The organism is Sphingosinicella sp., assembly GCF_013911755.1.
Lineage (GTDB): Bacteria > Pseudomonadota > Alphaproteobacteria > Sphingomonadales > Sphingomonadaceae > Sphingosinicella.
Map to the genome: position 1 here is coordinate 56,159 of NZ_JACESP010000022.1, position 14,363 is coordinate 70,521.

Annotated in this window: 12 protein-coding genes and 1 tRNA gene; 11 read left to right on the forward strand and 2 right to left on the reverse strand. The window is 61.9% G+C overall.

Annotated elements, in window-relative coordinates; genetic code table 11:
• Nucleotides 1-110 precede the first annotated feature (110 nt).
• From H2052_RS14425 to H2052_RS14470, 10 genes are all read left to right on the forward strand, one after another.
• Complete coding sequence (locus H2052_RS14425; RefSeq protein WP_293782998.1) at nucleotides 111-2,324, forward strand: TonB-dependent receptor; 2,214 nt, start codon at nucleotides 111-113, stop codon at nucleotides 2,322-2,324.
• A gap of 118 nt (nucleotides 2,325-2,442) precedes the next feature.
• Nucleotides 2,443-3,732, forward strand: coding sequence for an aspartate aminotransferase family protein (locus H2052_RS14430; protein WP_293783000.1), 1,290 nt, complete (start codon nucleotides 2,443-2,445; stop codon nucleotides 3,730-3,732).
• Between the two features lie 23 nt (nucleotides 3,733-3,755).
• Nucleotides 3,756-4,931 carry a serine hydrolase domain-containing protein gene (locus H2052_RS14435; protein WP_293783002.1) on the forward strand — a complete coding sequence of 392 codons (1,176 nt, stop codon included), beginning with the start codon at nucleotides 3,756-3,758 and terminating at the stop codon, nucleotides 4,929-4,931.
• A 32-nt stretch (nucleotides 4,932-4,963) separates the two neighbouring features.
• Complete coding sequence (locus tag H2052_RS14440) at nucleotides 4,964-6,535, forward strand: AMP-binding protein (protein ID WP_293783004.1); 1,572 nt, start codon at nucleotides 4,964-4,966, stop codon at nucleotides 6,533-6,535.
• Nucleotides 6,536-6,567: 32 nt separating this feature from the next.
• Entirely contained in the window at nucleotides 6,568-7,749 is a 1,182-nt protein-coding gene (locus tag H2052_RS14445) for a lipid-transfer protein (protein ID WP_293783007.1), read from the forward strand.
• A gap of 68 nt (nucleotides 7,750-7,817) precedes the next feature.
• Entirely contained in the window at nucleotides 7,818-9,086 is a 1,269-nt protein-coding gene (locus H2052_RS14450; RefSeq protein WP_293783010.1) for an MFS transporter, read from the forward strand.
• Between the two features lie 17 nt (nucleotides 9,087-9,103).
• The gene (locus H2052_RS14455) at nucleotides 9,104-9,415 is read left to right on the forward strand and encodes a DUF1330 domain-containing protein (protein ID WP_293783012.1); all 312 of its coding nucleotides are present in this window, start codon (nucleotides 9,104-9,106) and stop codon (nucleotides 9,413-9,415) included.
• Between the two features lie 272 nt (nucleotides 9,416-9,687).
• Complete coding sequence (locus H2052_RS14460; RefSeq protein WP_293783015.1) at nucleotides 9,688-10,314, forward strand: hypothetical protein; 627 nt, start codon at nucleotides 9,688-9,690, stop codon at nucleotides 10,312-10,314.
• Nucleotides 10,295-10,999 (forward strand): Fe2+-dependent dioxygenase, encoded by a 705-nt coding sequence (locus tag H2052_RS14465; RefSeq protein ID WP_293783018.1) that lies wholly within the window; start codon nucleotides 10,295-10,297, stop codon nucleotides 10,997-10,999. The genes H2052_RS14460 and H2052_RS14465 overlap by 20 nt, the downstream gene beginning before the upstream one ends.
• 352 nt (nucleotides 11,000-11,351) lie before the next feature.
• Nucleotides 11,352-11,816, forward strand: a complete 465-nt coding sequence (locus H2052_RS14470; RefSeq protein WP_293783021.1) for a hypothetical protein — start codon at nucleotides 11,352-11,354, stop codon at nucleotides 11,814-11,816.
• A 368-nt stretch (nucleotides 11,817-12,184) separates the two neighbouring features.
• On the opposite strand, the gene H2052_RS14475 is transcribed toward H2052_RS14470, so the two are convergent.
• Together H2052_RS14475 and H2052_RS14480 are read right to left on the reverse strand one after the other, a co-directional pair.
• Nucleotides 12,185-12,260: transfer RNA gene (locus H2052_RS14475), tRNA-Thr, on the reverse strand.
• Nucleotides 12,261-12,329: 69 nt separating this feature from the next.
• Nucleotides 12,330-13,712, reverse strand: a complete 1,383-nt coding sequence (locus tag H2052_RS14480; protein ID WP_293783024.1) for a methyl-accepting chemotaxis protein — start codon at nucleotides 13,710-13,712, stop codon at nucleotides 12,330-12,332.
• A gap of 175 nt (nucleotides 13,713-13,887) precedes the next feature.
• Here H2052_RS14480 and H2052_RS14485 point away from each other — a divergent pair.
• Nucleotides 13,888-14,363 (forward strand): PAS domain-containing protein (locus tag H2052_RS14485; RefSeq protein WP_293783027.1); only part of this gene is annotated, 476 nt, incomplete at its 3' end.

Consider the following 14,363-nt stretch of genomic DNA (forward strand, 5'->3'; position numbering starts at 1 on the left):
CTTTGAACGATGAAAATAATCAAGTATAAACTTGAAACCAAGGATAAACTTGATTCGTTTGATATCGGTACGCGATCCGCAGAGATTGCAGCAAAAAGGGGGTATGACTTATGCCGAAACTGAAAATGAGTGTGTGCGGGGCACTGCTGGCGACGAGCATACTCGGTATGCCTGCCGTATCGGCACATGCCGCAGAAGCAGTGGCCAATCAGGACGATGTGCTGATCGTGACGGCCCGCAAGCGTGAGGAAACGCTGATCGAGGTGCCAATGTCCATCACGGCGTTCTCCGAAAAGTTTCTCGAAGACCTGCGCGTCAACAGTCTTGAGGATGCGCTCCAGTATGCGGCGAATGTCGATTTCGACGATTTCCAGAATGATTCCTTCACGGGCAGCATCGCCATTCGCGGCGTCGTGCGGCTGACCGATGTGGAAGAGCCGGGGTACGGGCTCTACAAGGATGGTGTCTACATCGGCTCTTCAGTCGTCGGCCTCGACGAGTTCACGGATCTGGAACGGCTCGAAATTCTAAAGGGTCCGCAGGGCGGTCTTTACGGGCGGAACGCCATTGGCGGCGCGATCAACGTCATCACCAATCAGCCGGTGAACCGCACCGAGGGGCGCTTCGCATTCACGGCGGCGAATTTCGATCGGCAGGAGTATCGCGGCACGATCAACGTGCCGATCATAGCGGACAAGTTCCTCGTCCGGATCAACGGCTTCCTTATCGATCAGGACGGCGGCAAGGCCGTCTCATCGGTGACGGGCGATCAGCTCGATGCCGTTCGTTCGGCGGGGCTGCGCGGGCAGGCCAAGCTGCTCGTCAATGACGATATCGACGTGACGTGGACGGCCGAATGGCTCGATGCCGATCAGCCGGCGGCGATCATCCTCAGTTCTGCCACGACGCCTCCCGGCGAGGATGAAGGTGCGCTCGTCTATTCCAGCGAGCACGGCGTCAAGCGCGATGTCCTCCATCTCTACCAGACACTCAACTGGCGCGTCGGTGAGGGCACATTCACCAACATCGTCAGCTTCCGGTCCATGGACGTCGATTCGCGTACCGGCTTCGCACCGTTCGTTGGGACCGGCGGTGCCGTTCGCCAGAGCGAACAGGACAACTGGTTCGTCGAAGCGCGATACGTATCGGACCGGGGCGAGAATTTCGATTATGTTGTCGGGCTGAATTACATAAACGAATCTAGCGACTTCTATCGCATCCTCAACCTTCCCATCGGCATGGTGCCGGACAATCCTCCGGCGCTGCCGCCGAACTTCATCAATCTCGGCACGCTTTCGCCGATCACCTCGGCGACCACCGATACGCGGTCGTGGGCGGGTTTCGTCGAAGCGACGTGGCACGTGTCGGACAAGATCGATCTCACCGGCTCCGCGCGCTACACGAACGAGCGCAAGACCTACGATTTCTTCGTGGAGACGCCGAGCGCGATACCGTTCTTCGGAACCGGCGCCGACATTGGTGTCGGAGCACCGATCTTCTTTCCGGGTTTCCAGCTGCAGGGTGCACCTTGGTTCATGGAGCGCTACGTAAAGAAGAGTTGGAACAATTTCTCGCCGCAGGGAACGCTCTCTTATCGCCCGAACGACAAGAACAACATCTATGCCCGCATCGCGACGGGCTTCAAGGCAGGCGGCTTCAACAACGAGGCGAGCCGGGCGGAAGACATTCCGTTCGATCCGGAAAAATCGCTGACCTACGAGCTGGGCTACAAGGGGCTTTGGCTGGATGATCTGCTGCAGGTCAATCTGTCCGCCTTCGTGACGAAGCGCAAGGACGCGGCAATTCTCGTTGCCGACCCGGCTCCGATCTTCCAGTTTCTCGGCGTCTCGATCGTCGCGAACGGTGGCAAGACGATCACCAAGGGTGTGGAATTCGATTTCCTCGCGAAGCCGGTCAAGGGCCTCGAGCTGTACGGCGCGCTCGGCTACCTGAATGCCAAGTTCGACGGTGCGCAGATCATCAGCGGCGTGAACGTGGATGGAAACCTTGTGCCGCAGACCGCGAAATGGTCGTACAGCACGGTCGCGACCTACCGCGCGCCCGTTTCCGAAGCGCTGAAGCTCTTCACGCAGGCTTCGTATTCGTCGAAATCCGGCGGCTACGAACGCCCCGACAATGTGCTGCGCCTCGAGCACGCGGATCTCGTCAATTTTCGGCTGGGTCTGGAAGCGGATGCTTGGCGGATTACCGGATACCTCGACAATGCTTTCGACGACCGCGTCAAGCTCTCCCAGCGCACGAACGGGATGTATATCCTGAGCGCGCCGCGGCGTTTCGGCGTGCAGCTCGAATACAGCTGGTGAAGCTGTCGGCGCTCCCGCTTCGGGGGGCGGGAGCGCCTCACTTTCCTGTCCATTGCCCAGAGGTTGTAATCAGGTGTCCAAAGTAGCGGTATTGCCTCGATCGCCGAGGTCCGAACACTTGTATCGCGAAGCGATCGACGTCATGCCGGGCGGGTCGAGCCGGGCGACGATCTTCTATGCGCCCTACCCGCTATACGCGGCTTCGGCCAAAGGGTGCAGGGTCACCGATGTCGACGGCGTGGAGCGCGTCGATTTCGTCAACAACATGTCTTCGCTCATTCATGGCCACAATCACCCGGCCGTGAACGCCGCGGTGAAGGCGCAGCTGGATCGCCTGACGGCAGTCTCGATGCCGACCGAGAGCGAGATCGCGCTTGCGCGTGAGCTGTGTCATCGCCTCGCTTCGGTCGATAGGGTCGTCTTCACGAACTCCGGCACGGAAGCCGTGATGATGGCGATCCGGGCCGCGCGGGCCTTTACGGGCCGCAGCGCGATCGCCAAGGCGGAAGGCGCCTATCACGGCGCCTACGATTTCGCCGAAGTCAGCGTCAATTCCACCCCGGATACATGGGGGAGTGCCGACGCCCCGAGCGCGGTGAGCGCGACGGAGGGCATTCCGGACTATGTGAATGAAGACGTGATCGTCATTCCCTACAACGATCTCGATGCGACCGAGGCGCTGATCGAGGCGAGCAGGGACCGGCTGGCCTGCATCGTGATCGATCCGGTCGTCTCGCGTGCGGGGCTGATCCGGGGGCGCCCCGAATATCTGGCGCGCCTGCGGGCGCTCTGCGACGCCTACGGCATCGTCCTCATCTTCGACGAGGTTCTGAGCTTCCGGCTCGGCTACAACGGCGCGCAGGGTCAGTCCGGCATCCGTCCTGACCTGACCGCACTCGGCAAGATCATCGGCGGCGGCTTCCCTGTGGGCGCGGTTGCCGGCAGCGCTGAGGTGATGTCCGTTTTCGATGTGCGTATGCCGCACGTAAAGATCCATCACGGCGGCACCTACAATGCCAATCCGATCACGATGACGGCTGGCCTCAAGACGCTGGAGCTGCTCCCTCCCCCGGCATATGCACGTCTGGATGCGCTTGGCGCGCGCGCCAAGGCGGTGCTGACGGCGGGGCTTGCCGAGGAAAAGCTGGACGGCTTCGTCCGCGCGGACGGTTCGCTTCTCAGCATCTTTTTCGGCGGACGGGATTCAGACCGTTTCCGTGACCTGCCCCGGAGCGACCGGCAGACGGCGATGCAGCGGTACCTGCATAGCGCGCTTCTCGACGAGGGCATCATCTCCACGCCGTTTTCAGCCTTCATCCTTTCGACGGCAATGACCGAGGCGGAGATCGACGCGCTCGGCGAAGCGGCGGCGCGCTGCTTCGCGGCGCTGAAGCGTCAGTTCGGCTGAAGCGGTACAGACAGGAGAGACACGTGCTGATTGCGAGAATTCTTGGCTTATCCTTGCTGATTTCGACAGCCGCGGCTGCCGAGCCTCGGGCGCTCGACGATGCCACGGTCGCCGAAGTGCAGACGCGTCTGGACAAGGCGATCAGCGAGCACGCGCTTCCGGGTGCGACCGCGGCCATCGTTACGGACGATGGGCAGCGTGTCTCCTTCTCGGCGGGATTCGCGGACAAAGAGATCGGTCGCGCGATGTCCCCCGAAACGCGGATGATGTCGGGGAGCATCGGCAAGATGTTCGCCGCGGCGGTGGCTGTCAGCCTTGTGAAGGACGGCGTTCTTGAACTCGATGCTCCCATTTCGAATTGGCTTGGCGAGACGTCCGAATATTCGGCCCTGCCGAACTACCGGAAAATAACGGTGAGGATGCTGCTCAACCATTCTTCCGGGCTTGTCGATCATGTGTATCTCGACAGCTTCTGGGATGCCGCCAGGGCTCGGATAAAGGAACCCGACTTCGCATTCACGCCGCCTGAAATGATCGCGTTCGGCTATGGATCGAAGCCGCTGTTCGAACCGGGCGAAGGGTTCCACTATACCGACCTCGGATACCTGCTGCTCGGCCTCGTGATCGAGAAGGCCGGCAGGAAAAGCTATTACACGCTTCTTCAGGAGCGGTTTCTTTATCCGCTCGGGCTGACATTTACCGGGCCTTCGGACGGACGCATCTTCAACGGCCTTGCGCAGGGTTACCTTGCCGGCGCGAATCCGCTGCTTGGTGAAGCGGGCACGGTGCTTGCCGACGGCGTGTTCCGGATCAACACGCGGTCGGAATGGACCGGCGGCGGGCTTGTCACCAACGCGGGCGATCTTGCCGAATGGGCGTGGGACGTGTTCGAAGGGCGCACACGCCTCGGCACCGAATACGCCCACATGATGGTTTCGAAGCCGGTCGAAGCCGGCAAGAGGGGCCGGTATGGCTTCGGCGTTTATGTGTTCGATACCGAATTCGGGCCGCTCTACGCGCACGGCGGCTGGTTCATGGGTTACAAGTCGTACGTCGGCTATTTCCCGAACTGCCGTGTTTCCGCGTCGATCCAGATCAATTCCGAACAGATCGGCGACAAGACCGGCGTTGTCTTCAGGGATGTGTTCGTGCCCGCGCTCAAGGCGAGGGGCTGCGCGCCGAAGACCGAGCGAAACTGAATGCACGCTCTTCATGGATACGGTGATCCGTCATGGTAGCGCGCACTGCCCGGAAACCGTCGAAATTTCATCCTTATATTGGCAAGGATGTCGGCTGGCTGCTCGACATGCAGGCACGCGAGCGCGGCGATCGGGTCTTCCTGATCTGGCAACCGCCCGAGGATGACGCAGTCCGCTGGACATATGGGGAATTCGCCGAGCGCGTCGATGCGGTAGCGCGCAGCCTGATCGCGCGCGGCGTGCGCAAGTCCGATCCCCTACTCATCCACCTCGACAATTGCCCGGAATTTCTGTTCGCGTGGTTCGCCTGTGCGAAGATCGGCGCAATTGCCGTCACGACCAACACGCGCTCGTCAGCCGATGAACTGTCCTACTTCATCGAACACGCGCGCGCGCGCTTTGCCGTGACGCAGCAATCGCTCCTGCCGCTCGTCGAGGCGTGCGGGCGAACGCTCGGATGGATCGCGTGCATTGGGCTGGACAAGGCGGGGAGCAGTGCGTTTCCCTTCGAAGATCTGTACGCGCCGGAAACGGGCGTTCTCCTACCCTGTCACGATCCGCTGACGCCGGTCAGCGTGCAATACACGTCGGGGACGACCTCGCGTCCCAAGGGTGTCGTGTGGACGCACGCCAACGCGCTGTGGGCCGCGCAGATCAATGCCCGGCACTGCGAGCTCGGCGAAGCCGACGTCGGGATCATCGTTCTGCCGCTCTTCCATACTAATGCGCTCGGCTATTCGGTTCTCGGGACGCTGTGGGCGGGAGGATCGGTCGTGCTGACGCCGAAATTCTCGAGGCGCCGCTTCTGGGATATCAGCACACGGCATGGGTGCACCTGGGCCTCGCTGTTCCCCTTTGTCGCAACTGCGCTTCAGGATGTGGAAACCCCCGAACATTGTTTCCGCTTCTGGGCGATCGGCCTTGCCGATGTGCCCGCGTTCGCGGAAAAATTCCGGCTGAAAATCGCGGGATGGTGGGGGATGACGGAAACCGTCAGCCACCCCATACAATCCTATCTGCATCTTCAGGGTACGCCGGGCGCGATGGGCGTGCCGGCGCCCGAATATGAAATCGACGTTCGCGACGAGGAGGGCGTTTCCGTCGAGCCGACGGACGACGGCGCATCGGGGCGGCTCTTCATTCGCGGGGTGCCGGGCATCTCCTTGTTCCTCGAATATCTGAACGACCCCGAGGCGACCGACGGCTGCTTCGATGCGGACGGCTGGATGGATACCGGCGATATCGTGAAGGTACGCAGCGACGGCCAGCTCGTTTTCGGAGACCGCGCGAAGGACATGCTGAAGGTCGGCGGCGAGAACGTCGCGGCTTCCGAGATCGAACGCGTGATCGTCGCCATGGACGAAGTGGCCGAAGCCGCGGTCGTGGGCAAGGCGCACGACTTCCTCGGCGAGGTTCCAGTGGTGTTCGTTATCCCCTCCGGTTCCGCCTCTACAGGGCTTGAGGAGAGGGTTCGCGCGCGCTGCGAGACCTTGCTCGCAGATTTCAAAGTGCCTCGCCAGGTCATCCTGACGGACGCGCTGCCGCGCTCGCTGATGAACAAGGTCGCGAAAAAGGAACTGCGCGCCCGTCTCGAAGGGCTGTGAAATCAGGTTCGTTTGAAGAAAAGGCAATTGTTATGACTGGAAATGCGCAAATCGTCGGCGTGGCGATGACTCCGTTCAGCAAGCCGAGTGCGGGCGAGATTTATTACGATATCGGTGCGCGCGCGGCGCAGGCCGTATTGAAGGATGCGGGCCTCGACTATGGCGACGTTCAGCGGGCCTACGTCGGCTACATGTACGGCGATACCTGCTCCGGTCAGCGGGCGCTCTATGAGCTGGCGTTGAGCGGCATCCCGATCATCAATGTGAACAACGCCTGCGCCACCGGGTCCACTGCGCTCTATCTTGCACGGCAGGCGGTCGAGACGGGTGTGGCCGATTGCATACTTGCGCTGGGTTTCGAACAGATGGTGCCCGGCGCTCTGGGCGCTGTGTTCAACGATCGCCCCTCGGCGATGGAGAAGTTTCTGGAAACCGTCACGGCACTGCAGGGCCATGAGGTTTCGGGCGTGCCGACGGCGGCGCTCTTCGGGGCCGCCGCGCATGATCACATGGCGAAGTACGGAACGAAGCCGGAAGCCTTCGCGCAGATCGCGGTCAAGGCGCGGCGCCACGCGCATCGCAATCCCAATGCCGTGTTTCGGGATGAACTCACTCTCGAACAGGTGATGGAATCGCCGATGGTCTACGCGCCGCTCACGCGCTACCAATGCTGTCCGCCGACGACGGGCGCAGCGGCGGCCGTGGTCTGTTCGGAGCGTTTCGCCAGGAAGCACGGGCTTGCCGGGGTGGAAATTCTGGCGCAGGCGATGACGACGGATTTGCCCGGCGTTTTCGATGCGAAGAGCGGCATGAGCCTTGTCGGCTATGAAATGGCGGCTAAGGCGGCGCGGAGCGTTTATGAAGCGTCCGGTGTCGATGTCGCCGATATCGATGTCGTCGAACTCCACGACTGCTTCACCGCGAACGAACTGGTGGCTTACGAAGCCCTCGGCCTCACCGCGCCGGGTACGGCCGAGAAGTTCATCGCCGATGGGGACAACACTTACGGCGGCAAATACGTCACCAATCCCTCGGGCGGCCTCCTGTCTAAAGGTCATCCGATCGGAGCGACGGGCCTTGCCCAATGCGCCGAACTCGTCTGGCAGCTTCGCGGTGACGCTGGTGCCCGGCAAGTGAAGGGCGCGCGGATCGCGCTGCAACACAATCTCGGCATCGGCGGCGCGTGCGTTGTCACGCTTTACGGGAATGCGTGATCGGACATGAACAGATGTGCGTCCCGCCAATCACCGGCAGGATGAGGCCGAGAGAGGGAGCGCCCCCGGTGCGATTATCGTATCCACGTCTTATGGGTTATGCGCTCGGGGCTTTCGGCACCGGGGTCTTTGCGACCGTGCCGACCGTGCTCCTTCTCTATTTCTGCACTGAAAGCCTGAAGATGGCGCCTGCGCTGGCGGCAACGGTGGTGTTGCTGCCGAAGCTGTGGGCCCTGGTCTGGGATCCGGCAGTCGGCCTCTGGTCGGACCGCGCGCAAACGGCGATTGGCCGCCGCCGTCCCTTCCTGCTCGCCGGGAGCATCGGCGTGCCGCTCACCTTCTTCGCCTTGTTCGCGTGGCCCTATCCGCAGGGGACCGCAGCATTTGTCGGGGTTGCCCTCCTCTATTTCCTGCTGACGAATGCCTATTCACTGTTCGCCGTGCCGTTCATCTCGATTCCTGCCGAGATCAGCGAGGATGCGGCCGAGCGCGAGCGTGTTGGCGCATGGCGGATCGGCTGCGCGATGATCGGAACGCTCATCGGCGCCGGTCTTGCGCCAATGCTGGTGCGTGCCGGCGGCAGCGGCCGCGACGGCTATGTCTTCATGGCGATCTGGGTCTCGCTGATCTGCTGCGCAGGTATGTTCGCAGCCTTTTTCGCCACCCCCTCGGCAACGGGCACGAGAACCGCGCAGGCATTGAGCTTGCGTCAGGCGATATCGATCCTCCTCGCCGAACGTCCCTTTCGCAGGCTGGCAGCCGCTTATGTTCTTCAGCTTACGGGTGTCGGGATCGTTTCCGCACTTACGCCCTACTGGATCATTCAGGTGGCCCGACGCACGGAAGACAGTGTCGGCACGGCGCTTGGGATCATGCTCAGCGTGACCATTCTCTCGACACCGGTTTGGGCGTGGGTCGTTCGTCATATGGGTGCGCGCTGGGTCATCTCCGCAGCAGCGCTTTTCTTTGGCGTCGCCACGCTCGGCTTCCTTGCTGTGCCGCCGGCCCCGGTCCTGCCGAGCCTGCTGCTGTATGCGCTGATCGGCTTTCCGTTCGCGGGACTTCAGGTGGGGCCGTTCGCACTTGTCGCGCATCTGACGCACGCAGCGGGAGAGGCGCGCGGCAATCGTGCGGGGCTTTTCACCGGGGTCTGGACAGCAAGCGAAAAACTCGGACTTGCGCTTGGGCCCGGCGTTGCCGGCCTCGGGCTTGCGGTGGTCGGCTTCCAGGCAGGGGCACCAGTTCAATCGCAGGAGGCCTTATGGGGCCTCACCGTGCTGCTTGCGGCCGCGCCGAGCCTGTTCGTCTGGGCCAGTCTTCCCTTTGTCAGGAAGTGAAGAGCGAAGGCAGCACGATGAACGAGACGCCCGTCACGATGATCGCGGCTTTCACGATCCGCGATGCGGAAACCTACAGCCGGTATGCGAAGGGCTTCTTCCCGCTGCTCAAGAAGCATGGCGGCCGATTCATCACCTACGATGATGCCACGGTGACGCTGGAAGGAACCTCTCCCGGCGGCCGTTTCGTCATGTTCCGCTTTCCAAGCGAGGAAGCCGCGCGGCGTTGGTACAACGATCCCGAATACCAGAAGCTTTCCAAGCATCGCCGCGCTTCGACGGATGCGAGCTTCCTAACGATGGTGCATGAAGCCCTGCCGCAACCGTGAGCCTCGCAGGGGTGACGGAAGCCACCGCTCTCCTCGATCGGCCGGGTCGCCGATGTTATGCGCGGAGCCCATCGGCGCGCGGGTCAGGCGATAGAGATGATCTGAGCCGATGGCGCGGCGCAATCCGTTTTACCCTTTAGCGAGACCGACTTACCCAACACCGTTGCTGGTCCATTTCGGTGCTTTGTGGTGTCCTCTGCTCGGCGCAGAATCGGGACATTCCCGCCAGGAATGTCCAGCCTGATCGTTTCAAAGAGGGAGGGCATCAACCAATGCAGACATTCACTATGAAACTATGGTCAGTCGCCGCGGGCGTCACGGCCGCGGCTGCAGTTGCGACCCCGGCAGCCGCAGCCGATCCGAACGCGCCCACCGTCCCGTCCCCCACGGAGTTCGTCTATCCCACGGGCTTCGACAAGGCACTATCGCTGATGATGGCAGGCGAAGGCGGCGAGAATGGCATTGGTTCGCACCGCGTCTGGCCGACCCTCTCCTTCCCGGCGCTCACCACCGAACAGATCGCCAAGGCAGTCTCCGGCAATTCTCTCGTCATCCCCTATCACTACACGCACCAATACAGCACGGACGGCAAGATCGGCGGCTACAACATTCGCTACGATCCGGTCGACGTGAAGAAGTGTCCGAAGAAGGAAATTCCCGGCGACGGCTTCTTGCTCTATGAAGGCGTCTGCAGCGCGCAGCTGAACGAGCCGGTTACCGGCACCTGGAAAGCCGAGAATGACAAGCTCTGCGTCGATGTCGCATGGGCGGGCAAGTCGCAGATCAGCGGCTGCTATACAATGTTCTTCGTCATGGATAGCGTGGCGCTCGTGAAGCCGGACGGCACCGTTTCCGGCAAGGCGCACGCCCTCAAGAAGGGTGCTGCGCCCGACATGTAGGACGGAACGCGCGTTGATTATCTGTATCTCGGACATTCTGAGCACCGACCAGATCGATCGGCTTGTCAGGATGATGGATCAGCAGACCTTTATCGACGGCCGCGAGACCGCCGGTTGGGCTGCCACCGGGGTGAAGGAAAACCAGCAAGTCGCCGGCGATTCCGCGGACTATTCCGCCATGCAGGCCATGGTTACGGAAGCGCTGGCGGCCAATCGTTTTTTCGCGACGGCCGCGATGCCGCGCGCGATGCGCCCGATCCTCTTCAGCCGCTATCTGCCCGGGATGAGCTACGGTCTCCATGTCGACAACGCGCTGATGGGCGATGCGCCGCAGACGCGCATCGACCTCGCCTTCACGCTCTTTCTTTCGGACCCCGCCGGCTACGAGGGCGGCGAACTGGCGATCGACGAGCCCGCCGGAACGCGGACATTCAAGCTGCCCGCGGGCGCGGCCATCCTTTACCCCGCCAACACGCTGCATCAGGTGAACACGGTCATCTCCGGCCGGCGCGACGTAGCGGTCGGATGGATACAATGCCTCGTGCGTGCGCCCGACAAGCGGCGCATTCTGTTCGAGCTGGAAAATCTCCGGGCGACGATGTTCGCCGAGATGGGGAAGACCGCCGCCTTCGATACGCTGTCGCGCAACACGAGTGACCTCTGGCGCATGTGGGCAGAAACCTGATCCTGCAGGGCGAAGAATAATCCCCGCGTTAAAGTGAACAAGCGGTCTGGCATTTGCAGTGCACAACCAGACCAGGCGTCGGGCGGCAGCCATTGGCAGTTACGAAGCTTGGGCCTCACCGTGTCGAATAGGCCGCGAATGAAAGTGAAGTATAAATATATCGGCTCAGCGCTGGTCGGAGACAATCTTTTGCAAGGTACGTCGCAATTCGTTCAGCGCATCGGCTCAATCGTTACCAGATGATCTCGCCGGGATTACCCTTACCCGCTTGCGGGTGCGAATGACCCGCCTAATCCATTGCGGCAGCCAGCAGGCACGAGCACGTTAGCGCAATACGGAATGGGAGGCGTATATGCACTACAGGCTTTCGATCGCAATAACCGCGCTGGGGCTAGCCACACCTGCCTTCACCCAAACCAAACCAGCTGACGTCAAAGTCGAGATGACTACACCTGTCTTCGAGATGTTCCGATTGGCGCCAGGAAAAACCGAAGAGTTCATCCGTAGCATGGCCGTATGGGACAAGGTCAATATCGCCGGTGGGCAGCCGCCCACGCAACTCTTCCTCCATGCCGGAGGCGAAGGATGGGATGTTTTACTCTACAAACCTCCGCGTCCTAAGCCGACACCCAGCGAGGAGGCTGCGATGGCGGCCAAAATCAAGGAACTTGGCCTACCCACAGGTGCGCTCTATTTCGTAAACGTGCGCGAACAAATGGCTGATCACGTTCACTTCGAGGCGACGGGGCCGGTCACGGCTGCCCAGTGGGTTGCCGAGATCGATCGCCAACGCGCCGAAAGGCAGATCGTTCGATAGTTATACTGCACGACGGGAGGGACTAAAAAAATCAGTTTCGACGCCGCTTGCAGGATCGCTTTGGCCAGGGCGCGGTCGACCACCAGCTTCGTTGGCCGCGATCGATACAATGTCTCGGCGATGTCGATCCGCTGGCAAGCCTCCACCGCCGCCGATTCCCGGCCAACAAGACGTCTACCTCCCACGACTTCGCGATGATCTGCGCCGGCGTGAATCGTTGACCTCTCATACGACTCTCCATTCCTTCGCCCTCCCCCGGGGCTAACTTCAGAAATGGACCATTTTTCTCAAGGCGGACCAATGAACGAAGGAGATTCCTTCGTAGCCCGCCAAAAATCAAGGGTTTAGAACGTTTTGGGAAGGGGGGATGGTGCCGCTTAGGTGACTCGAACACCTGACCCCATCATTACGAATGATGTGCTCTACCGGCTGAGCTAAAGCGGCTTGATCCCGGAAACGGCGGACCCCTTAACAGTGCGCGTGGTGCAAGACAAGCGCAAGCTGCACTTCGGCCTATGCAGCGAGACTGGTGGTGAAACTGTGCACGGCCTGCTGGAGCGCGGCAAGCTCGTCATCGACGCTGCGGAACGAGGTTTCCACCATGTCCATTTCAGAGGCCATATCCTCGGTCGTCTGGCGGATGCGGGCGATGGCGTGGGACATGGCGTCGGCGGAAAGCGCGGTTTCATCGACGGAGCCGCTGATCGTGGTGACCGTAGCGGCCTGACCGTCCATCGCGGTGCGGATACTGTCGGCCGAGACGCGGACGCCGTCCACGGTGCGCCGGATGGCGCCGTTGGCGTTCACGGTGTTGCGCGTCGCTTCCTGGATCGCGGCGATCTTGGCGGCGATCTCGTCGGTGGCGCGCGCGGTCTGGCCGGCGAGCGATTTCACTTCGGAGGCGACGACGGCAAAGCCGCGGCCGCTTTCGCCTGCACGTGCCGCTTCGATCGTGGCGTTTAGCGCGAGAAGGTTGGTCTGCCCCGCAATGTCGCGGATCAGGCTGACGATCGATTCGATTGCCTGCCCGTGGCTTTCGAGCATGGAGACGGTGGCGGCGGCTGCGTCGGCCTGTGCGGTCGCCTCATTGGCGATGCCGGTGGTGGCATCGACATCGCGGCGGGTTTCCTCGATGACGCGAATGAGGCTCGCGGCGGTCTCGGCGGCCTGACGCATCGCAACGGCGGACTGCTCGGCAGCGGACGAGACCTCGGCAGCGCTGCCCAGCATTTCACGCGAGCGCCGCGCTGCGGCCTGCGACCGCTCGCGCAGCGCGCGGCTTTGCGCACCGGCGCGCTCGACGACGGCGGCGATATCCTGCCGGAAGCGATTGGCCTGCTCGCGCAGCAGCGTATCGATCCGCGCCCGCTCGATGTCATGAAGCGCCGCAGTCAGCACGCTGGCTTCGTAAGAGGCGAGGCGCATCAAGGCTGTCGTGGCGCGCAGAAGCTGGGCGGGGTCGGCCGCGAGTGTGCCGGTCAGGTGCCTCAGCACAGCCTCGTCGCTCGCCTGATAGCTTGCCAGCACGACATGGTAGGGAATGCCGTGTCGATCCATGGCGCGCGCGGCGGCGACCAGCCGTTCACCGAATGCCGCACCAAAAGGGTCGCACCATTTCTCGCGCGCATAAGCCACGCCTTCGGCGAACTTGCGGCCTTCGGTGTCCGAATGTGCATGGCCGGGTGCGAGCCGGGCAAAATGATCCAGATAGGTGCGCACGAAAGCTTCTATTTGCGGCTCCACATGCGGCCAGAATTCGGCGAGCGTCGCGACAAGTGTCCCATCGGGATCAACGGCCTGACGCCGGTCCGCCACGTTAAGCTGCGGTGTCGACGGTGCCGATACGATCACGCCGGCTCCGCCTGATTTCGCCCAGTCCTGAATTGCCCGTGTCACCCGCTGCACCCCTGAATCAACTGATGCGCGGACGCTAGCGGAGATTTGTTAACGAGGCTTTGACCATGCGGTGGATAGGGCGGCGAAACAGGCTGTTAACCATTATTCAACCGCTTCGCGGGCATGGTCCGCACTGTTCAGCACAGCGGGGCGATTGGGTTCGAAAATGAGCGACATGAGCGAAGACTTTCTCGATCTTTCCGAACCGGATTTCGAGGCGCCGCCGATTTTCGCCGACCAGGACGAGCGGCGTATGCATGTGCGGGCCTATAACTACTGGGCGTCGCTGCTGCGTGGCCGCGAGTTTCCGAGCGTTACCGACCTCGATCCCGCGAGCCTCGACGATTTCGGGCCGCACTCGATCCTGCTCGATTTCACTGAAGACCGCGAGAACCCGCGCCTGCGCTACATCGGGACGCTGCTGCGCGAAGAATGCGGACTTTCGAGTGCCGATATCGCGCTCGACCACGTGCCGAGCCGTTCGCTTGTCTCGCGGCTCACCGACCATTTTTTCGAGATTATCGCCAATCGCGCGCCGATCGGCTTCGAGGCGGAGTTCGTATCGCAGCGCGGCAACAACACGTTGTATCGCGGCATTCTGATGCCGCTCTCCTCTGACGATGACAGCATCGATTTCATCTACGGCGTGAT

Coding starts and splice junctions, on each gene's coding strand:
- H2052_RS14425 (WP_293782998.1), top strand. CDS start 111: ATGCCGAAACTGAAAATGAGTGTGTGCGGGGCACTGCTGGCGACGAGC.
- H2052_RS14440 (WP_293783004.1), top strand. CDS start 4,964: ATGGTAGCGCGCACTGCCCGGAAACCGTCGAAATTTCATCCTTATATT.
- H2052_RS14445 (WP_293783007.1), top strand. CDS start 6,568: ATGACTGGAAATGCGCAAATCGTCGGCGTGGCGATGACTCCGTTCAGC.
- H2052_RS14455 (WP_293783012.1), top strand. CDS start 9,104: ATGAACGAGACGCCCGTCACGATGATCGCGGCTTTCACGATCCGCGAT.
- H2052_RS14460 (WP_293783015.1), top strand. CDS start 9,688: ATGCAGACATTCACTATGAAACTATGGTCAGTCGCCGCGGGCGTCACG.
- H2052_RS14470 (WP_293783021.1), top strand. CDS start 11,352: ATGCACTACAGGCTTTCGATCGCAATAACCGCGCTGGGGCTAGCCACA.